Source organism: Pectobacterium sp. CFBP8739 (assembly GCF_013449375.1).
GTDB lineage: Bacteria > Pseudomonadota > Gammaproteobacteria > Enterobacterales > Enterobacteriaceae > Pectobacterium.
Genome location: NZ_JACDRR010000025.1, coordinates 65,478 through 84,696 on the forward strand (window position 1 = coordinate 65,478; position 19,219 = coordinate 84,696).

Below are 19,219 nucleotides of genomic sequence, written 5' to 3' on the forward strand. Positions count from 1 at the left end.
AAAACGCTAGCGTTTTGAACAACGCAAAGCGTTGGCCCGCTAGAGCGAGGCTCAGAGATGAGCTGGGTATTGCCAACGCACATGCGGCTTGAAGAATGACGGGTAGAAGCCACCTTCGAGTGGTTGTTACACCCTGAAAAAAAGTATTTCATCTCTCCTGTCGCGGTTTCTACCGCAATTACTCTATAACTAAGTGAACGGTAAGCAGTAAAAACGCCACTTTGCGTCAACAATAATAATGACTGGCGGGAGTTCACATGCAAAAACATCGCAAGTTCACGGAAGCCGACGTTACGCCGGAATCCCTCTTCTATCAGCGCCGACGCGTACTCAAAGCGCTGGGTATTTCCGCTGCCGCGCTTTCACTCCCCTTTTCTGCACAGGCCGACCTGCTGGCCTGGTTTAAAGGTGCCGATAAACCCAAAGCGCCGCCGGGTAAACCGCTCACGTTTAGCCAACCTGCGGACTGGAAGATCGATTTACCACTCACGCCGGAAGATAAGGTCACGGGGTATAACAACTTCTATGAGTTCGGGCTCGATAAAGCCGACCCGGCAGCGAATGCTGGTGGGTTAAAAACCGAAGGCTGGACCATCAAGATAGACGGTGATGTCGCTAAACCCCTCACGCTGGATATCGACGACTTGCTCAAACGCTTTCCGCTGGAAGAGCGCATCTATCGTTTCCGCTGCGTCGAAGCGTGGTCAATGGTGATTCCGTGGGTTGGATTTGAGCTGGCCAAGCTGATCAAATTCGCCGAACCCACCAGCAACGCACGCTACGTAGCATTTCAAACGCTTTACGACCCAGAACAAATGCCGGGACAAAAAGATCGCTTTATGGGCGGCGGGCTGGATTACCCCTATGTAGAAGGGCTACGGCTGGATGAAGCCATGAACTCTTTGGCGCTGCTGGCCGTCGGCGTTTACGGCAAGACACTGCCGCCGCAGAACGGTGCCCCCATCCGCTTAGTCACGCCGTGGAAATACGGCTTCAAAAACATCAAATCCATCGTACATATCCGGTTCACTCGTGAGAAACCACCCTGCACCTGGAATCTGGCAGCCCCGGACGAATATGGCTTCTATGCCAACGTTAACCCCCATGTGGATCACCCGCGCTGGTCGCAAGCGACAGAACGCGTCATCGGTTCAGGCGGCCTACTTAACGTTGAGCGTCAACCCACGCTGTTGTTCAACGGCTATGCGGAACAGGTCGCTTCGCTGTATCGCGGCTTGAATCTGCGTGAAAACTTTTAGCGACTGATCCCAAAACGTGAGCAAATAACACAAAACGTCTAACCAATAACACCTTGTCAGGATAGGAATCCACATCAGCATGAGACTGACGCTACAACACATTACCCGGTTAAAAGTGCTACTCCATCTGGCTGGTTTTCTGCCACTGCTGTGGCTGATATTGTCGGTTGACCAAGGGTGGTTCAGCGCTGATCCGGCCAAGGATATCCAGCACTTTACCGGCAGGATGGCGTTGAAATTGCTGCTGGCGACGCTGTTGGTCACCCCACTGGCACGCTACGGCACGCAGCCGCTGCTTATTCGCTGTCGTCGGCTCCTCGGGCTGTGGTGCTTTTTCTGGGCGACGTTACATCTGGTGAGCTATACGCTGTTGGAGCTGGGTCTGAGCCATCTGGCGCTGTTGGGTAATGAACTGATATCCCGTCCCTATTTGACGCTGGGTGTCATAAGCTGGCTGATTTTGCTGGCATTGGCGGTGACATCGCCACAGATAATGATGCGTAAGTTGGGATCGCAGTGGCAAAAACTGCATAATTTCGTCTATTTAGTCGCCATCCTTGCGCCTATCCACTATCTTTGGTCAGTTAAAACGCTGTCTCCACAGCCCATTTTGTATGCGCTCGCAGCGCTGATATTGCTGCTGTTGCGTTATAAGAAATTTCGCCAATGGTGGCGCTAAGCACCGCAGCAACACAGGAAAAGCCGATTACGGACCTCAGTGAAATTCACGCCGCCTCACGGTCTGGTTCAGGAATATCTCCGCAGATAAGACCAGTATTTAGCTGCGAATTGCCACGATATGGTTATAATGCACGACTTTAATTTCTCGGGTCGGACAATTTGCATCACGAAAGGTGACAAACGAATAGCTTCGCGCTATTTTGTGCGACACGGTTTTGCCAATCTTGGTCAATCGCGGGAGATAGCAGCACAATGGCAGAAAAATTTCACATTTTGCTCTTGAACGGTCCAAACCTAAATCTGCTAGGAACCCGAGAGCCCGACAAATACGGTAAGACGACGCTAGCAGACATTGTCAGCGAACTGGAAACACAGGCGCAGACATTGAACGTGAAGTTTTCCCACCTGCAATCCAACGCGGAACATGTTCTGATCGATACCATCCATCAGGCCAGAGGAAACACAGACTTCATTCTGATTAACCCAGCGGCATTCACCCACACCAGCGTTGCGCTGCGTGATGCCCTGCTGGCGGTCTCGATTCCGTTTATCGAAATTCATCTGTCCAACGTGCACGCACGCGAGCCTTTTCGTCATCACTCCTATCTTTCTGATGTTGCGGTAGGCGTGATATGTGGCTTGGGGGCAGATGGCTATCAGTATGCTTTACAGACGGCGGTAAAACGCCTGTCAACTTCCAATTAAACAAAAGAGTACGGAACCACATCCATGGATATTCGTAAAATCAAAAAACTGATCGAACTGGTTGAAGAGTCCGGCATCGCCGAACTGGAAATTTCTGAAGGTGAAGAATCAGTACGTATCAGTCGTGCCCCAGCAGCGGTTAACTACCCGATGATGCAACAGGCTTACGCTACGCCAATGATGCAGCCACAGCCTGCTCTGGCCGCGGCCGTTGCACCAGCGCCAGTGGAAGCTGCAGCAGCACCGGCTGCCATCAGTGGACACATCGTTCGTTCTCCAATGGTTGGAACCTTCTATCGCACCCCAAGCCCAGACGCTAAAGCGTTCGTGGAAGTGGGTCAGCACGTCAACGTTGGCGATACCCTGTGCATCGTCGAAGCCATGAAAATGATGAACCAGATCGAAGCCGACAAAGCGGGCGTGGTGAAAGCCATTCTGCTCGAAAGCGGTCAGCCGGTCGAATTTGACGAGCCACTGATTGTCATCGAATAACGAGGCTTATCATGTTAGATAAAATCGTTATCGCTAACCGCGGAGAGATCGCGCTGCGTATTTTGCGTGCCTGTAAAGAGCTGGGCATCAAAACCGTCGCCGTTCACTCCAGTGCGGATCGCGATTTGAAACACGTATTGCTGGCGGACGAAACCGTGTGTATCGGCCCGGCGCCGTCAACAAAAAGCTATCTGAATATCCCTGCGATTATTTCTGCTGCGGAAATCACCGGTGCCGTCGCGATTCACCCTGGCTACGGCTTCCTGTCCGAAAATGCGGATTTCGCCGAGCAGGTTGAACGCTCTGGCTTTATCTTCATCGGCCCACGCGCAGAAACTATTCGCCTGATGGGCGACAAAGTGTCCGCCATCACCGCGATGAAAAAAGCAGGAGTTCCAACCGTACCTGGCTCTGATGGCCCGTTAGACGGTGACATGGACGCTAACCGCGCTCATGCCAAACGCATCGGCTATCCAGTCATCATCAAAGCCTCTGGCGGCGGTGGCGGTCGTGGTATGCGTGTAGTGCGCAGTGACAAAGAGCTGGAACAATCCATCAACATGACGCGTGCGGAAGCCAAAGCGGCTTTCAACAACGACATGGTCTACATGGAAAAATACCTGGAAAACCCACGTCACGTGGAAATTCAGGTATTGGCTGACGGCCAAGGCAATGCCATCTATCTGGCCGAGCGTGACTGTTCCATGCAGCGTCGCCACCAGAAAGTGGTGGAAGAAGCGCCAGCACCGGGCATCACCGACGAACTGCGTCGCAACATCGGCGATCGCTGCGCCAAAGCCTGTATCGATATCAACTATCGTGGCGCAGGTACGTTCGAGTTCCTGTACGAAAACGGCGAGTTCTACTTCATTGAAATGAACACCCGTATTCAGGTGGAGCATCCGGTCACCGAGATGATTACCGGCGTGGATCTGATCAAAGAGCAGCTGCGCATCGCTGCCGGTCTGCCATTGTCCATCAAGCAGAAAAACGTCAAGGTTCGCGGTCATGCGGTGGAATGCCGTATCAATGCGGAAGATCCGAACACGTTCCTGCCAAGCCCGGGTAAAATCACGCGTTTCCACGCGCCGGGCGGCTTTGGTGTCCGTTGGGAATCGCATATTTACGCCGGTTATACCGTACCGCCGTATTACGATTCGATGATCGGCAAGCTGATCACCTACGGCGAAACGCGGGAAATCGCGATTTCCCGTATGAAGAACGCGCTGGCTGAACTGATCATCGATGGCATCAAAACCAACATCGAACTTCAGATGAAGATCATGAGCGACGAAAACTTCCAGAGAGGTGGCACGAACATCCACTATCTGGAGAAGAAACTCGGCTTGCAGTAAGCACGGTACGAGTTTTGTCGTGATACGTTTAAAGGCTGGTGAAAACCGGCCTTTTTCTTTTTCTATGAATTCAGGCTAGTCAATTAGCTCACATGCCGTAAAATTCCCGCTTTCGTCATCACGACGTTCATAACGATGCCAATCCTCCCTTTACGGTGGAGAAAAACATGGATACACGCTTTCCTCAGGCGCACAAAGAGGCACGCTGGGCGTTTGGCCTGACGCTGGTTTATTTAGTGGCCTGGATGCTTGCCGCCTATTTGCCTGACAACACACAAGGGATAACCGGCCTTCCACACTGGTTTGAGATGGCCTGCCTGCTGCTGCCGCTCGTGTTTACGCTGCTGTGCTGGCTGATGGTTCGCGTCATTTTCCGCGATATCTCACTGGAGAGTGACGATGCAAATTGAAATTCTATTGCCGCTGATTGGCTATCTGCTGCTGGTGTTCGGGCTGTCGGTCTATGCGTACCGTCGCCGTCAGGCGGGTAACTTTCTCAACGAGTATTTCCTCGGCGGCCGCTCAATGGGCGGGTTTGTGCTGGCGATGACGCTCATCGGCACTTACGTCAGCGCCAGCTCGTTTATCGGTGGGCCAGGAGCGGCGTATAAATACGGGCTGGGCTGGGTGCTGCTGTCGATGATCCAGCTTCCCACCATGCTGCTGTCGCTGGGCATTCTGGGGAAAAAATTCGCCATTCTGGCGCGGCGCTACAATGCCATCACGCTGAACGACATGCTGTACGCCCGCTACAACAGTCCGCTGCTGGTGTGGTTCGCCAGTATCAGCCTGCTGGTCGCGTTTATCGGTGCGATGGCCGTCCAGTTCATCGGTGGCGCACGCCTGTTGGAAACTGCGGCGAACATCCCTTACGACATCGGTCTGCTGATTTTCGGCGTCACCATCGCGCTGTACACCACGTTTGGCGGCTTCCGCGCCAGCGTGCTCAATGATGCCATGCAGGGCATCGTGATGCTGATCGGCACCGTCATCCTGCTGGTCGGCGTAATCTATGCCGCAGGGGGATTACACAGCGCAGTGGATAAGCTGCAACAGATCGACCCGATGTTGGTTTCGCCGCAGGGCAGCAACGGGATTCTGTCGATGCCGTTTATGGCTTCATTCTGGGTGCTGGTCTGCTTCGGCGTTATCGGCCTGCCGAACACCGCCGTTCGCTGTATCTCTTATCGCGACAGCAAAGCACTGCACCGCGGAATTATCATCGGCACGATCGTCATCGGCATCCTGATGCTCGGCATGCATCTGGCTGGCGCGCTGGGTCGTGCCGTGATGCCAAATCTGACCATTCCCGATCAGGTGTTGCCCGCGCTGATGGTTACCGTTCTCCCGCCGCTGGCCGCAGGGATCTTTCTCGCGGCGCCAATGGCCGCTATCATGTCCAATATTAATGCGCATCTGCTTCAGGCCTCCGCGACGATCATCAAAGATCTCTATCTCAGCGTGCGCCCGCAGCAGATCCATAACGAACGTCGCATCAAGATCTTGTCCAGCATGACCACACTACTGTTGGGCCTGCTGGTGCTGCTGGCCTCGTTGCGGCCGCCAGATATGATCATCTGGCTAAACCTGCTGGCATTTGGTGGGCTGGAAGCGGTGTTCCTGTGGCCGCTGGTACTGGGCCTGTACTGGGAACGCGCGAACGCCGCGGGTGCGCTTAGCGCCATGTTCACTGGGGCGATTTGCTATACCTTACTGGCCAGTTTCAATCTTCAGTTGGCTGGCTATCACCCGATTGTGCCATCGCTGTTACTCAGCCTGATGGCGTTTATTATTGGCAACCGCTTTGGTCATAACCCGCCCGCGCCGATTGCCGCTTCATCTTCACTTTAAATGTAATAGAGACTGCTATGCCGTGGATTCAACTGAAAATAAACACCTCAGGAAAGGTTGCTGAACAACTGGGTGACGTCATGATGGAAAGCGGTGCGGTATCCGTTACGTTTCAGGATACGCACGATACCCCGGTGTTCGAACCGCTGCCGGGCGAAACCCGCCTGTGGGGCGATACCGACGCGATTGCGCTGTACGATGCTGAAACCGATATGAACACGGTTATCGCTATGCTGGAGCAAGAGCCGCTGCTGGGCAGCGGTTTTAAACACAAAATCGAACAGTTGGAAGACAAAGACTGGGAGCGCGAGTGGATGGATAACTTCCACCCGATGCAGTTCGGCAAACGCCTGTGGATTTGCCCAAGCTGGCGTGACATTCCTGACCCGACGGCCGTCAACGTGATGCTCGATCCGGGTCTGGCATTCGGCACCGGCACCCATCCAACGACCGCGCTGTGCCTGCAATGGCTCGACGGACTGGATCTGGAAGGGAAAACCATCATCGATTTCGGCTGCGGTTCCGGCATTCTGGCGATTGCCGCCCTGAAACTGGGTGCGGCGCGCGCTATCGGGATTGATATCGATCCGCAGGCGATTCAGGCCAGCCGCGACAACGCACAGCGCAACGGCGTTTCTGAGCGTCTTGAACTGTATCTGCCGAAAGACCAGCCTGCCGACCTGTCTGCCGATGTCGTCGTCGCCAACATCCTTGCTGGCCCGCTGCGCGAGCTGGCACCGCTGATTAGCGATTTGCCTAAAGTGGGTGGTCACCTCGGCTTGTCCGGCGTGCTGGCGACGCAGGCCGAAGGCGTCGCAGAAGCCTACGCAGACAAATTCACGCTCGACCCAGTCGCTGAACGCGAAGAGTGGTGCCGCATTACCGGCCAACGCCGCGCATCGTAACAGCATTACCCCGCGAATCCCGCCCACCGTATGTACAACGGTGGGCGCACCAAATAACCACATTAACCAACGCATTTCACTGATAAAGCATTGATAGCCTGCTGTATCTCCACTAAAAATGACCGCGCTTGCAGATAAAATTCTGTAAACAGATGAATATTTCCTAGAACAAAAAATCGCCACAAAAATATAACTAGCTGTTAAATATGAATAATATTTTCATATACCGCTACGAACTGCATTTTCATTGATCGATAGCCGTAAATTGGTCAAAGTTTGGCCTTTCATCTGACGTAAAAAATGCGTAATATACGCGCCCTTGCAGGCACAGTATGGTCAATTTTTGTCTATGCACATTGGACAATTTCAGCTTACCAATCGTTTGATAGCAGCCCCAATGGCTGGTATTAGCGATCGCCCATTTAGAGCACTCTGTCACGCGATGGGCGCTGGAATGACCGTGTCTGAAATGCTTTCTTCCAACCCGGAAGTGTGGCGTTCAGACAAATCGCGTTTGCGAATGGTTCATAGCGATGAACCGGGTATCAGAGCCGTGCAGATTGCCGGTTGTGACCCCGATGAGATGGCGGCGGCAGCGCGAATCAATGCTGATTCCGGCGCGCAAATCATTGACATCAATATGGGCTGCCCGGCGAAGAAGGTGAACCGCAAGATGGCAGGATCTGCGTTATTGCAGTATCCGGATTTGGTCAAACAGATCCTCTCTGCGGTAGTGAAAGCGGTAGACGTGCCGGTGACACTGAAAATCCGTACCGGTTGGGCACCAGAGCACCGCAACTGTGTAGAAATTGCCAAACTGGCTGAAGACTGTGGCATTCAGGCGTTAACCATTCACGGACGCACCCGTGCGTGCCTGTTCAATGGTTTCGCGGAATACGACAGCATTCGGGCAGTTAAGCAGGCCGTTACCATTCCTATTGTTGCGAATGGCGACATTACAGACCCGCATAAAGCCAGAGCGGTTCTGGACTACACCGGGGCTGACGCCCTGATGATAGGACGAGCCGCTCAGGGAAGACCCTGGATCTTTCGGGAAATCCAGCATTATCTGGACACAGGGGAGTTGCTGGCACCGATGCCGTTGGCAGAGGTTAAGCGCTTGTTGATCGAGCACATACGGGAATTGCACGACTTTTATGGTCCAGGCAAGGGATTTCGTATCGCTCGTAAGCACGTATCCTGGTATCTCCAGGAGCATGCCCCAAACGACCAGTTTAGGCGCACATTCAACGCCATTGAGGATGCCAGCGAGCAGCTGGAGGCGTTGAAGGCATATTTTGAAAATCTTGCGTAAACAGAAAAAGAGCTGACAGAACTATGTTCGAACAACGCGTGAATTCTGACGTACTGACCGTTTCCACTGTAAACTCTCAGGCTCAGGTAACCCAAAAACCCCTGCGCGACTCGGTTAAACAGGCACTGAAGAACTATTTTGCTCAATTGAACGGTCAGGATGTAAGTGACCTTTATGAGCTGGTACTGGCTGAAGTTGAGCAGCCACTGTTGGACATGGTGATGCAATACACCCGCGGTAACCAAACCCGCGCCGCCCTGATGATGGGCATCAACCGCGGTACTCTGCGTAAGAAATTGAAAAAATACGGCATGAACTGATACTAATCAGTTAAGCATTTGAAAAAAGGCGCTTTACCTTTCGGGTTAAGCGCCTTTTTCTTTGCCCTTGATTAAGGCAAAAACAGCCTTAGCGTGGCGGCCTGAGCATTGTGTCCGCGACGTTGTTAATGACTCATCCCTTCTTGTGTATCCGTCTCCGGCGTATGAAGAATTCGGTATAGGTTATCTAATCGCTCTGCCAACACGAACGTTAAGATCTCTTTCGATTCTGGATGGTTCAATTCAACAATAGCGTAAGCCAGCGCACGACACTGATCGAGCGCTTCTTCGGGTTCTAACGGCGTGTTATCAAACATGGCGTACCTCTTGAGCAAGCAGGCGGCCAGCGAAGACCATGACATGACCATCAGGGGAATGCTCCCGCGCCTGACGTTCGGTGGTAGCGATAATATGCACGACACATTGGGAAGAGATTCCCAAAGCAAGAAAGCGATACTGAAATTCGGGGCGAGTTTGGGTAGACTGGATATCAGCCATAGTGTTAGCTCCAATAACATTGTGGTTAGAGGCCCGGTTAGTGCTCCAACACTGCCGGGCTTCGTATTTTATAGGTGAATCGCACCTATGCAGCTAACATTACGCCCAAGTGAATCGCACCTCAAGGTATTTTTTAGAATTATTTTTACGTATACTGGATCGCACTTAGTGCATGGAGATCCAGCAATGGCAACGGGTTCAATTAACAACAAATCACAGCAGTTGAATGCAAGATTCCCGCACGACGTTGTTGCTGAAATGGAAAGCAGTCTTGAAGCTGGTGAGACAAAGGCGCAATTCATCATCACCGCAGTAAAAAGCGAGATCAAACGCCGCCAGCGAAAACAGCCTAAAAATGAATCTAAAGACTGAGTGGTGTTGGCGGTAGGGTTATATCGACCGGTTGAATACAAAACCAGAAGTAGGCATTTCTAACATTACAGCGAGTCAATTACTAAATGGCAGGCTATGACTCCGACATAGAAAGTCGCATTTTTGAAATCACCTTAGTTTGGAATACTGTGGTAAAAGGATGGCAGGATAAATCTACATCACCTGACACTTGTAAAGAAAGAAATCTAGGCTAATAAAGGATTATAGGATGTCAAAAAACATTACTGGGGCAGAATATTCCCTCTCTAAAATATTCAGTTCAGACTTTGACTATGAAATACCACCTTATCAGCGCCCATATGCTTGGACACCCGAAGAGGCTGGTGAGTTATTTGATGATTTGAACGATTTTTATCATTACGAAAAAGAAGAAAGTTACTTTCTTGGTAGTATTGTACTCATCAAACAAGAGAGTAAACCTCATGCTCAGGTCATTGATGGACAACAGCGTTTGACAACACTGACGATTTTAATCGCAGCTCTTACTTCATTAATCGACGATAGAGAGGCTAGAGATGAATGTTTTTCTTATATTCAAGAACCGGGGAAACGCCTGCAAGGCATTCCAGCTAAGCCTCGTTTAGCACTGCGTCATCGTGATCGAGAATTTTTTGCAAAGACAGTTCAAGCTCTCGAATTTGAAAATCTTGCAAGTCTTGACCCAGCCACGTTAGAAAATGAGTCTCAAGTTAATATTCAGAAAAATGCTTTTCTACTACAAAATAAATTGCAGAAGACATTTTCCAACACAGAAGATCTAATTAATTTTGGTGTATTTTTGATGACACGCTGTTTTTTGGTGGCAGTGACATCACCAAGTCAGCAGTCTGCATTTAGAGTATTTTCTGTACTTAATAACCGAGGTATGGATCTATTACCATCTGATCTGATAAAGGCTGACGCAATCGGTAAGATTATTGAGTCAAAACGTGATTCCTTTAATGATAAATGGGAAGAAATTGAAGTCAATACCGGGCGAAGAGGGTTAAATGACCTTCTTACATACATTAGAATGATCTATGCTAAAACCAAAGCAAAACGAGTGTTATTAGAAGAATTTCGGGAACATGTTCAATCAAAAATTCATGATCCTGAAGTATTAATCGGTAAGGTAATCGCACCTTATGCAGATGCTTATTTAATATCACGAGATATCAATTATGTATCATCTAAAAATGCAGAAGATATTAATCAGTTCCTTTATTGGCTTAACCGAATTGATAACTCAGACTGGCAACCAGTTGTTATCCAGTTTTTAGCTAAATTTGGTTCTAATAGTTCAGCTGTTTTAGATTTTATGTTCCGATTAGAGCGATTAGCTGCAAAATTACATATATGTGCGGCTAATATCAATGATCGTATTGATCGATATGCAAAAATACTTATTGAGTTAGACATAGCCTCTACACCTGATATAGAATCAGTGAATTTATCAGAAAAAGAAATTAATGACTTTATTAAAGAGATTAACGGTGACATTTATCGATTAACACCTCGCAGACGTAATTATATTATTTTACGGGTTGACTCTTTTCTAACAGATAAGGCTGCAAAATACGATCACTCTATTTTGACTATTGAGCACGTTCTCCCACAAAAAGTGGAAGATGGAAGTGAATGGCAAGCTAATTGGCCTGATGAGGAGCAACGAAAAATATGGACACATCGGTTAGCTAATCTTGTACCATTAACACAGAGACGAAATTCCCAAGCATCCAATTTTGATTTTGAGCGTAAAAAAAACACATACTTTGTGGGGAATAGTGGTGTGTCATCATACGTTTTAACAACTCAAGTACTAAATGAATCAGAATGGACACCATCGATTCTAGAAAAGCGACAACTAGGTTTAGTTGAATTATGTAAGGAACATTGGAAGCTAACTGTTAATCATTAATGAATCTAATAGAATAGATTCATAACTCGGCGAACTGAACTGTTCCCCCTTAAATAATATATAGAGCTGTTAGTATAATGCCTTGGTTGTGGCCTATCAGTTTTTTCTGATAGGTCACAACCATCAATTTCGGCCGCCCCGACGACAAAAAGCCGTCGGATTTAGCAGCAGCTAACCCAGAATCAAAACACCTCAATCAGCTCAAACTCTTCAAACACCAGCAGCATATCTGGGGCGAAGGTGCCTCCTCGTTCGAAAAACGCCTGATGCGCTTGCTGCCAGAAAGCCAGGCTTTTGTCGCCTTCGCCCTCTTTCGCCGCCATCTCAGCAGTCACATCACAGTAGCGCACCAGCGTTAACGAGCGCGTGCGGATTACGCAGGAAGGCTGTCCGGCACCGTCCAGAACGATGTTGTAATCGCCGACCTGTGGCGTTTCCTCGTTTTTAAACGCGTGATACGAGCTACAGGTTGCCGTTTTATGCCCTTCGAGTACCAGTTGCAAAAGCTCATCCGCCAGCTCGGGGCTGTCACCAAATGACCAGCGCAACGCGTCTGGATATTGCTCTAATCCTTGCTTGCTCATCGTCTTCCTCGGTTTATATGGCTATCATCGCTCTATTTTCTCACGCCATCATAGCCGTAAAGCGGCGATCAGGTAATATCCTAGGAAGTTGAGAATCGCGGAACGGTGGAACAGGTTCTCTACGTTATAACTGGCGATGCGGAGCTTCATTGTTGTCTCCTGCTGGGTAGTGGCAAAAGCAATGATGTCCTTTTGAGGATAGAAGCACATTGTGACAGTTGGTCAGCATTCCCAGCAGCAATAGACTTTTTCTATCGTTCTTTCACTCAACATGGTTAAAACCTGACGGGCGCACTATATTCTCAACACATGCACTATATTCACTTCTGATATAAATCATCACACAACGTGATTTATAAACAGATGTGTTGTCGCGTAGATTAATTATTAACAAAAGTTATAAGCGCATCACTGCCTACCACTCACAGGAATTCATAATGAAAAAAATACGTTTTGCTTTACTGACCAGCGCCCTGCTTGCTACCAGCGTATTCGCTCATGCCGATGACCTTAGCGCCATCAAGTCCACAGGGGTTATCAAGATCGGCACAGAAGGCACCTACGCGCCTTATACCTATCATGATAAATCAGGCCAGTTGGTTGGCTTCGATGTGGATATTGGCCGCGCGGTGGCAGAAAAGCTCGGCGTAAAAGCCCAGTTTATTGAAGGACGTTGGGACGGCTTAATCGCCGGTATTGATGCCAAGCGCTACGATGCGGTCATCAATCAGGTTGGCATAACCAAAGAGCGCCAAGCCAAGTATGATTTCTCCAAGCCGTATATCGATTCCAAAGCGGTGCTGGTTGTCCGTGGTGATAACACCACCATTAAAGATTTCAGCGATTTGAAAGGCAAAAAATCAGCACAAAGCCTGACCAGTAATTACTCTAAGCAAGCCACCAGCTACGGCGCAGACATTGTGCCGACGGATGGCTTTAACCAGTCGCTGGATCTGGTTCTCAGCGGCCGTGCGGACGCCACGTTGAACGACAATCTGTCATTCCTAGATTTCAAAAAGCAGAAACCGGATGCCAATGTGAAGATTGCAGCGACCTCAAAAGACGGTGAACCTTCTGCGATTCTGGTACGTAAAAATCAGGAACCACTGGTGGAAGCATTGAATAAAGCTCTGGATGAAATTAAAGCAGACGGCACCTATAAAACCATATCTGTGCGATACTTCGGGGAGGATGTTTCTCAATAATCGCACTATTATTAGCGCATACCGCTATCGGAGCTCGTTTTCATGCCGCCTTGGCTACAACTCATGGCAGACTCCTTTTGGAGTCTGTTGTCTGCGGGACTTAAATTTACTGTCCCTCTGGCGATTCTGTCTTTCATCTTTGGCTTAGCCCTCGGTATTCTCATCGCGCTGGTTCGCCTTTATGGCCCCAAGCCGCTGAAATGGCTGGGTGATTTTTACGTTTGGGTTATTCGTGGCACGCCGTTACTGGTGCAGCTTTTCCTGATTTTTTATGGGCTGCCCAGCGCGGGGATTACTCTTGATGCCTTCCCCGCTGCGCTCATTGGTTTCACCATCAGCGTGGGTGCCTACAGTTCGGAAATCGTCCGTGGAGCCATTTTGTCTGTCCCGAAAGGCCAATGGAATGCGGCTTATTCTCTCGGTATGAATGGCAGGCAAGCGATTCGCTGGGTCATCTTTCCGCAATCCGTTTTCGTGTCGCTACCGCCGCTTTCCAATACGTTTATTTCCTTGATCAAGGATACGTCGCTGGCTGCCGTGATCACCGTACCGGAGATGTTTTTATCCGCTCAGCGCATCGTTTCCGTTACCTATGAGCCTCTAATTCTGTATATCGAAGCGGCGTTGATTTACCTGATGTTCAGCACCGTGTTGAGCCAGCTCCAGGTGAAACTCGAAAAGTATTATCAGCGCCATATCGCACACTAACATTCCCGCCATCAACCCACGCCACCGCTGGGCTGATGGCACTACCCCCTCCCACTTAACATTCAGCCTTGCTCACTGTTCTCCACTCCTGATAAACGTGCAGAGTGGCTGAAGGCATCTCGCGCTCCCCATTTTGATGCACCAAAAAAGAGCACATTGCCCGATTTGCATTTATCGCGGTGCGCACATACCTAATTAGAATTACCTAGTTAGATCAATAAGCATTCCTTTTCGTCTTCATTATCAATCAAATAGAAAATTGGCATTTTATTTGCTTTGCTCTGCTCACGTCGGCATACCGACAGACAGGTAGGGTGCACTTTATTGTGTACGCCAAAAACAATTGTGTACTTCAAAAACAGCAAATAACTCTAGACGCTAGGATGATTATGAAAAGAATAGTGATTTCTACTCTGGTTGCTGGCGCGTCACTCTTTGCCGCCATCAATCAAGCCCATGCGGGTGCAACACTGGACGCCATTCAGAAGAAAGGATTTGTGCAATGCGGTATCAGCGATGGCTTGCCCGGTTTTTCCTATGCAGACGCCAGCGGCAAATACTCCGGTATTGATGTTGACGTGTGTCGCGGCATTGCCGCAGCCGTATTCGGTGATGCCAATAAAGTAAAATACACACCGCTGACGGCGAAAGAACGCTTTACCGCGCTGCAATCTGGTGAAGTTGACGTACTGTCACGTAACACCACCTGGACGTCTTCCCGCGATGGCGGCATGGGTATGCTCTTTACCGGTGTCACTTACTACGACGGTATTGGCTTCCTGACGCACAACAAAGCAGGCTTAACCAGTGCAAAAGAGCTGGATGGCGCAACCGTTTGTATTCAGGCAGGTACCGATACCGAGCTGAACGTCGCAGATTACTTCAAAACTCATAAAATGCAGTACACCCCTGTCACGTTCGACCGCTCTGATGAAAGCGCCAAAGCGCTGGAATCTGGCCGCTGCGATACGCTGGCATCCGACCAGTCACAACTGTACGCGCTGCGCATCAAGCTGAGCAAACCTGCTGAGTTTATCGTTCTGCCAGAAGTGATATCTAAAGAACCACTGGGCCCGGTGGTACGCCGTGGTGATGAAGAGTGGTTCTCTATCGTGCGCTGGACATTATTCGCCATGCTGAATGCCGAAGAGATGGGCGTGACCTCGAAAAACGTCGATCAGTTGGCAGCAAAACCGACTACGCCAGATATGTCTCATCTGCTGGGTCACGAAGGCAGCTATGGTAAAGATCTCAAATTACCAAACGATTGGGCATTTAAAATCATCAAACAGGTCGGTAACTACGGCGAAATCTTCGAGCGTAATGTCGGTATGGGTAGCGAACTGAAAATTAAGCGCGGCCTGAACGAACTGTGGAATAAAGGCGGGATCCAGTACGCGCCAACGGTACGTTAATTATCAGAAAAAACCGGGCGCAGTCTATGGCTGCGCCCCTCAGTACCCCGTATCGAGGTTCCAGCATGTTACAACGCCCAACCGTAAAAGGTGATTTATCACTGACTAATCCAGCGGTGCGCGCCTGGCTGTATCAAATTGTCGTTGTGATCGCGGTATTGGCTGTCGCAGCCTACCTGTTGCACAACACCGTGACCAATCTGGCACAGAGGGGCATCACCTCTGGCTTCGATTTCCTGAATAAAAGCGCCGGCTTTGGCATCGTCCAGCACCTGATTGACTATCAACAAGGTGACACTTACGCTCGCGTTTTCCTTGTTGGGCTATTCAACACGTTACTGGTTTCGGCATTGTGTATCGTGTTTGCGTCGATTCTCGGCTTCACAGTTGGCCTTGCTCGATTGTCCGATAACTGGCTATTACGGAAAATATCTAACGTTTATATTGAGATATTCCGTAATATTCCACCGCTATTGCAGATCTTCTTCTGGTATTTTGCCGTACTACGAAATCTGCCGGGACCACGCCAGTCAATCAGCGCCTTTGATGTCGCTTTTCTCAGCAATCGTGGCTTCTATCTGCCCTCTCCTGAATTGGGGTCAGGTGCAGCGGCATTTTTTCTTTCTCTCATTATTACGTTGGTCGTGACATGGAGCGTTTTTCGGCGTAACCAGCGCTATCATGCGTTAACCGGTCGACCACGCAGAACTTGGCCGTTGGCACTAGGCCTGTTGCTTGGGCTGTGTGCATTCAGCCATCTGATTTTTGGCGCGGCCTTTCACTGGGACATGCCGGAATTAAAAGGGTTTAATTTCCGTGGCGGTATGGTGCTTATCCCTGAACTGGCGGCATTAACCGTCGCACTCTCGGTTTATACCTCATCGTTTATCGCTGAGATCATTCGTTCAGGCATCCAATCGGTTTCCCACGGCCAGCACGAAGCGGCACGTTCTCTCGGGTTGCCAAATCCCGTTACACTGCGCAAAGTGATCCTCCCACAGGCGCTGCGCGTCATCATTCCGCCACTCACCAGCCAGTACCTGAATATTGTGAAGAACTCTTCGCTGGCTGCCGCCATTGGCTATCCCGATATGGTGTCGCTGTTCGCAGGAACGGTTCTCAATCAGACCGGCCAGGCTATCGAAACCATCGCGATTACCATGTCGGTCTACCTCATTATCAGCCTGCTAATCTCACTGCTGATGAATCTGTATAACCGCAAGATCGCATTAGTCGAACGCTAAGAGGACGTCATGACGATGAACCATTATACGCAAGGCCGTCAGTCCTCTCTTTTCAGAGCGATGTTATGGGCTCGACGTAATCTCTTCTCTAGTATCAGCAATAGCCTGCTAACGCTGTTTTGCCTCTGGCTATTGTGGGTTGCCATACCGCCGCTGCTCAACTGGGCGATCTTTCAGGCGAATTGGATTGGCACCACCCGCAATGACTGTACGCGTGATGGCGCTTGCTGGGTCTTTATTCATGAAAGATTTGGTCATTTCATGTATGGCCTGTATCCGGCTGCGGAAGTCTGGCGCATCAACTTTGCGCTCGCCATCGGATTGCTAAGTATCCTGCCGATGTTCCTGAAAAGTATCCCCTATCGCGGGCGCTACATTGCGATCTGGGCGGTGGTGTATCCGCTCATTGCATGGTGGTTGCTTTACGGCGGTTTTGGCGGACTTAGCCGAGTGGAAACCTATCAATGGGGCGGGTTAACGTTAACGCTGATTATCGCCGCCGTGGGTATTGCGGGTGCGTTACCACTTGGCATCTTGCTCGCATTAGGCCGCCGTTCTACGCTGCCGATCATTCGTATGCTTTCCGTTGTCTTCATCGAATTCTGGCGCGGCGTACCGCTTATCACCGTGCTTTTTATGTCCTCCGTCATGCTGCCGCTGTTTCTAACGGAAGGCACGACTATCGACAAACTGCTAAGGGCGCTCGTCGGCGTGATTTTATTCCAGTCCGCCTATGTCGCCGAGGTCGTTCGCGGTGGCTTGCAGGCGCTACCTAAAGGACAGTATGAAGCCGCGGAATCTCTGGGCTTAGGCTATTGGCGTATGCAGGGTCTGATCATTCTCCCACAGGCGCTGAAAATGGTGATTCCAGGCCTGGTAAATACCATTATTTCTCTTTTTAAAGACACGAGTCTGGTGATCATCATCGGCCTTTTCGACCTCTTCAGCAGCATCCAACAGGCCACGGTCGACCCCACCTGGCTGGGTATGTCGACAGAAGGCTATGTCTTCGCCGCCATGGTCTATTGGATTTTCTGTTTCAGCATGTCGCGCTATAGCCAACATCTGGAAAATCGTTTTAACACCGGACACAAGTCACACTGAGGCCATCCATGAATCAGACTGCATTAACTCAATCAACCGATCACATGATTACCTTAGAGAATGTGAATAAGTGGTACGGGCAATTTCATGTGCTTAAGGACATCAATCTTCAAGTCAGACAGGGGGAACGCATCGTACTGTGTGGCCCATCGGGCTCGGGGAAATCAACCACCATACGCTGTATTAATCATCTCGAAGAGCATCAACAAGGGCGAATTGTCGTTGATGGGATCGAACTGAATCATGATTTGCGTAACATCGAAAAAATTCGTACTGAAGTCGGCATGGTTTTCCAACATTTCAATTTGTTCCCGCACTTAACCGTATTGCAGAACTGCACGCTGGCACCATGCTGGGTACGCCACATGCCAAAAAAAGAAGCAGAAGAGCTGGCAATGCACTATCTGGAACGCGTGCGTATCGCCGCACATGCGCATAAATTTCCGGGACAGTTATCTGGAGGCCAGCAGCAGCGTGTGGCCATCGCCCGTTCACTGTGTATGAAACCTAAGATTATGTTGTTTGATGAACCGACGTCCGCGTTGGATCCTGAAATGGTAAAAGAGGTACTCGATACCATGCTTGGACTGGCTCAGGACGGGATGACGATGCTCTGCGTCACGCACGAGATGGGTTTCGCAAAAACGGTCGCTGACAGGGTGATCTTTATGGATCAGGGGGAGATCGTGGAACAAGCGCCACCGGATATCTTCTTCTCCAGCCCTCGCTCAGAACGCACGCAATCATTTCTCTCCCAGATTCTGCACTAATACCGAAACATTCTGCCTGCGTATCTACGCAGGCCTTTCCTAATAGCACCAGTATATGATGGCTCACGTTATCGGACCACTGACGCGATATTAAGTGGGCAAGGAAGATTGGGTGGCTTTGTGAGTGCTGAGGGGCATGCTCTGTCAGGTATTATTCAATTACTCTGTGTAAACTGTGCTCAGTTCTGGGTTATTAACGATTATTTTTGAGCCAGTGATGAAGTGCCACCCTACCTTAACCATCTACGGGCTGTTTACATGATAGATACGAACAGACATACCCAAATCGCAGACAGCAAAAGGCCCAGTCTTTCGACTGGGCTTCTTGTTTTATTTGATGCCTGGCAGTTTATGGCGGGCGTCCTGCCCACCACCCTCCGGGCCGTTGCTCCGCAACGTGCAAATCCGCTCCCGGCGGATTTGTCCTACTCCAGATAGCCCTCACCGACAAACAACAGATAAAACAAGAAGCCCAGTCGAAAGACTGGGCTTCTTGTTTTATTTGATGCCTGGCAGTT

At 50.0% G+C, this 19,219-nt stretch carries 21 protein-coding genes; 18 read left to right on the forward strand and 3 right to left on the reverse strand.

Annotated features, from left to right (window positions below):
- The first annotated feature begins 257 nt into the window (after positions 1 to 257).
- The 10 genes from msrP to fis all read left to right on the forward strand — a co-directional run bounded on the left by msrP (position 258) and on the right by fis (position 8,883).
- Positions 258 to 1,259, forward strand: coding sequence for a protein-methionine-sulfoxide reductase catalytic subunit MsrP (msrP, locus tag H0247_RS17110; protein WP_180743607.1), 1,002 nt, complete (start codon positions 258 to 260; stop codon positions 1,257 to 1,259).
- Positions 1,260 to 1,338: 79 nt separating this feature from the next.
- Entirely contained in the window at positions 1,339 to 1,938 is a 600-nt protein-coding gene (gene msrQ, locus H0247_RS17115; RefSeq protein ID WP_180743608.1) for a protein-methionine-sulfoxide reductase heme-binding subunit MsrQ, read from the forward strand.
- Positions 1,939 to 2,192: 254 nt separating this feature from the next.
- The gene (aroQ, locus tag H0247_RS17120) at positions 2,193 to 2,645 is read left to right on the forward strand and encodes a type II 3-dehydroquinate dehydratase (protein ID WP_180743609.1); all 453 of its coding nucleotides are present in this window, start codon (positions 2,193 to 2,195) and stop codon (positions 2,643 to 2,645) included.
- A 24-nt stretch (positions 2,646 to 2,669) separates the two neighbouring features.
- Positions 2,670 to 3,137 carry an acetyl-CoA carboxylase biotin carboxyl carrier protein gene (accB, locus tag H0247_RS17125; RefSeq protein ID WP_039346693.1) on the forward strand — a complete coding sequence of 156 codons (468 nt, stop codon included), beginning with the start codon at positions 2,670 to 2,672 and terminating at the stop codon, positions 3,135 to 3,137.
- 11 nt (positions 3,138 to 3,148) lie between these two features.
- Positions 3,149 to 4,492 (forward strand): acetyl-CoA carboxylase biotin carboxylase subunit, encoded by a 1,344-nt coding sequence (gene accC, locus H0247_RS17130; RefSeq protein WP_180743610.1) that lies wholly within the window; start codon positions 3,149 to 3,151, stop codon positions 4,490 to 4,492.
- A gap of 167 nt (positions 4,493 to 4,659) precedes the next feature.
- Positions 4,660 to 4,902, forward strand: coding sequence for a YhdT family protein (locus H0247_RS17135; RefSeq protein WP_180743611.1), 243 nt, complete (start codon positions 4,660 to 4,662; stop codon positions 4,900 to 4,902).
- Positions 4,892 to 6,343 (forward strand): sodium/pantothenate symporter, encoded by a 1,452-nt coding sequence (gene panF, locus H0247_RS17140; protein WP_180743612.1) that lies wholly within the window; start codon positions 4,892 to 4,894, stop codon positions 6,341 to 6,343. Before H0247_RS17135 ends, panF begins: the two co-directional genes overlap by 11 nt.
- Positions 6,344 to 6,360: 17 nt before the next feature.
- Entirely contained in the window at positions 6,361 to 7,248 is an 888-nt protein-coding gene (gene prmA / locus H0247_RS17145; RefSeq protein WP_180743613.1) for a 50S ribosomal protein L11 methyltransferase, read from the forward strand.
- A gap of 349 nt (positions 7,249 to 7,597) precedes the next feature.
- Positions 7,598 to 8,563, forward strand: coding sequence for a tRNA dihydrouridine synthase DusB (dusB, locus tag H0247_RS17150; protein WP_180743614.1), 966 nt, complete (start codon positions 7,598 to 7,600; stop codon positions 8,561 to 8,563).
- A gap of 23 nt (positions 8,564 to 8,586) precedes the next feature.
- Positions 8,587 to 8,883, forward strand: a complete 297-nt coding sequence (gene fis, locus H0247_RS17155) for a DNA-binding transcriptional regulator Fis (protein WP_005975342.1) — start codon at positions 8,587 to 8,589, stop codon at positions 8,881 to 8,883.
- Between the two features lie 125 nt (positions 8,884 to 9,008).
- On the opposite strand, the gene H0247_RS17160 is transcribed toward fis, so the two are convergent.
- A complete protein-coding gene (locus H0247_RS17160) occupies positions 9,009 to 9,200 on the reverse strand; it encodes a hypothetical protein (RefSeq protein WP_180743615.1) in 192 nt (63 codons plus the stop codon).
- A complete protein-coding gene (locus tag H0247_RS17165; RefSeq protein WP_180743616.1) occupies positions 9,193 to 9,381 on the reverse strand; it encodes a host cell division inhibitor Icd-like protein in 189 nt (62 codons plus the stop codon). The genes H0247_RS17160 and H0247_RS17165 overlap by 8 nt, the downstream gene beginning before the upstream one ends.
- Positions 9,382 to 9,567: 186 nt before the next feature.
- Between H0247_RS17165 and H0247_RS17170 the strand changes: the two genes are divergently transcribed.
- Both H0247_RS17170 and H0247_RS17175 read left to right on the forward strand, forming a co-directional pair.
- Positions 9,568 to 9,753: a YlcI/YnfO family protein gene (locus H0247_RS17170; RefSeq protein WP_180743617.1), complete on the forward strand. Its 186-nt coding sequence runs from the start codon at positions 9,568 to 9,570 to the stop codon at positions 9,751 to 9,753.
- 229 nt (positions 9,754 to 9,982) lie between these two features.
- Positions 9,983 to 11,671, forward strand: a complete 1,689-nt coding sequence (locus tag H0247_RS17175) for a DUF262 domain-containing protein (RefSeq protein WP_180743618.1) — start codon at positions 9,983 to 9,985, stop codon at positions 11,669 to 11,671.
- Positions 11,672 to 11,853: 182 nt separating this feature from the next.
- Here the strand turns inward: H0247_RS17175 and H0247_RS17180 are convergent, their stop codons facing one another.
- Positions 11,854 to 12,255: an ASCH domain-containing protein gene (locus H0247_RS17180; protein WP_180743619.1), complete on the reverse strand. Its 402-nt coding sequence runs from the start codon at positions 12,253 to 12,255 to the stop codon at positions 11,854 to 11,856.
- A gap of 437 nt (positions 12,256 to 12,692) precedes the next feature.
- Between H0247_RS17180 and H0247_RS17185 the strand changes: the two genes are divergently transcribed.
- The 6 genes from H0247_RS17185 to H0247_RS17210 all read left to right on the forward strand — a co-directional run bounded on the left by H0247_RS17185 (position 12,693) and on the right by H0247_RS17210 (position 18,701).
- On the forward strand, positions 12,693 to 13,460 hold the full coding sequence (locus tag H0247_RS17185; RefSeq protein WP_180743620.1) for an amino acid ABC transporter substrate-binding protein: 768 nt from the start codon (positions 12,693 to 12,695) through the stop codon (positions 13,458 to 13,460).
- A gap of 42 nt (positions 13,461 to 13,502) precedes the next feature.
- Positions 13,503 to 14,168 (forward strand): amino acid ABC transporter permease, encoded by a 666-nt coding sequence (locus H0247_RS17190; protein WP_180743621.1) that lies wholly within the window; start codon positions 13,503 to 13,505, stop codon positions 14,166 to 14,168.
- A 389-nt stretch (positions 14,169 to 14,557) separates the two neighbouring features.
- Positions 14,558 to 15,583 carry an amino acid ABC transporter substrate-binding protein gene (locus H0247_RS17195; RefSeq protein ID WP_180743622.1) on the forward strand — a complete coding sequence of 342 codons (1,026 nt, stop codon included), beginning with the start codon at positions 14,558 to 14,560 and terminating at the stop codon, positions 15,581 to 15,583.
- 65 nt (positions 15,584 to 15,648) lie between these two features.
- Positions 15,649 to 16,827, forward strand: a complete 1,179-nt coding sequence (locus H0247_RS17200; protein WP_180743623.1) for an amino acid ABC transporter permease — start codon at positions 15,649 to 15,651, stop codon at positions 16,825 to 16,827.
- A gap of 9 nt (positions 16,828 to 16,836) precedes the next feature.
- Positions 16,837 to 17,931, forward strand: coding sequence for an amino acid ABC transporter permease (locus tag H0247_RS17205; protein WP_180743624.1), 1,095 nt, complete (start codon positions 16,837 to 16,839; stop codon positions 17,929 to 17,931).
- Positions 17,932 to 17,939: 8 nt separating this feature from the next.
- Positions 17,940 to 18,701: an amino acid ABC transporter ATP-binding protein gene (locus H0247_RS17210; RefSeq protein WP_180743625.1), complete on the forward strand. Its 762-nt coding sequence runs from the start codon at positions 17,940 to 17,942 to the stop codon at positions 18,699 to 18,701.
- The last annotated feature ends 518 nt before the right edge of the window (positions 18,702 to 19,219 follow it).

Coding starts and splice junctions, on each gene's coding strand:
- H0247_RS17160 (WP_180743615.1), bottom strand. CDS start 9,200: ATGTTTGATAACACGCCGTTAGAACCCGAAGAAGCGCTCGATCAGTGT.
- accB (WP_039346693.1), top strand. CDS start 2,670: ATGGATATTCGTAAAATCAAAAAACTGATCGAACTGGTTGAAGAGTCC.
- H0247_RS17175 (WP_180743618.1), top strand. CDS start 9,983: ATGTCAAAAAACATTACTGGGGCAGAATATTCCCTCTCTAAAATATTC.
- dusB (WP_180743614.1), top strand. CDS start 7,598: ATGCACATTGGACAATTTCAGCTTACCAATCGTTTGATAGCAGCCCCA.
- H0247_RS17200 (WP_180743623.1), top strand. CDS start 15,649: ATGTTACAACGCCCAACCGTAAAAGGTGATTTATCACTGACTAATCCA.
- prmA (WP_180743613.1), top strand. CDS start 6,361: ATGCCGTGGATTCAACTGAAAATAAACACCTCAGGAAAGGTTGCTGAA.
- H0247_RS17185 (WP_180743620.1), top strand. CDS start 12,693: ATGAAAAAAATACGTTTTGCTTTACTGACCAGCGCCCTGCTTGCTACC.
- accC (WP_180743610.1), top strand. CDS start 3,149: ATGTTAGATAAAATCGTTATCGCTAACCGCGGAGAGATCGCGCTGCGT.
- panF (WP_180743612.1), top strand. CDS start 4,892: ATGCAAATTGAAATTCTATTGCCGCTGATTGGCTATCTGCTGCTGGTG.
- H0247_RS17135 (WP_180743611.1), top strand. CDS start 4,660: ATGGATACACGCTTTCCTCAGGCGCACAAAGAGGCACGCTGGGCGTTT.
- msrQ (WP_180743608.1), top strand. CDS start 1,339: ATGAGACTGACGCTACAACACATTACCCGGTTAAAAGTGCTACTCCAT.
- H0247_RS17165 (WP_180743616.1), bottom strand. CDS start 9,381: ATGGCTGATATCCAGTCTACCCAAACTCGCCCCGAATTTCAGTATCGC.
- H0247_RS17210 (WP_180743625.1), top strand. CDS start 17,940: ATGAATCAGACTGCATTAACTCAATCAACCGATCACATGATTACCTTA.
- H0247_RS17195 (WP_180743622.1), top strand. CDS start 14,558: ATGAAAAGAATAGTGATTTCTACTCTGGTTGCTGGCGCGTCACTCTTT.
- H0247_RS17180 (WP_180743619.1), bottom strand. CDS start 12,255: ATGAGCAAGCAAGGATTAGAGCAATATCCAGACGCGTTGCGCTGGTCA.
- H0247_RS17170 (WP_180743617.1), top strand. CDS start 9,568: ATGGCAACGGGTTCAATTAACAACAAATCACAGCAGTTGAATGCAAGA.
- msrP (WP_180743607.1), top strand. CDS start 258: ATGCAAAAACATCGCAAGTTCACGGAAGCCGACGTTACGCCGGAATCC.
- fis (WP_005975342.1), top strand. CDS start 8,587: ATGTTCGAACAACGCGTGAATTCTGACGTACTGACCGTTTCCACTGTA.
- H0247_RS17205 (WP_180743624.1), top strand. CDS start 16,837: ATGACGATGAACCATTATACGCAAGGCCGTCAGTCCTCTCTTTTCAGA.
- H0247_RS17190 (WP_180743621.1), top strand. CDS start 13,503: ATGCCGCCTTGGCTACAACTCATGGCAGACTCCTTTTGGAGTCTGTTG.
- aroQ (WP_180743609.1), top strand. CDS start 2,193: ATGGCAGAAAAATTTCACATTTTGCTCTTGAACGGTCCAAACCTAAAT.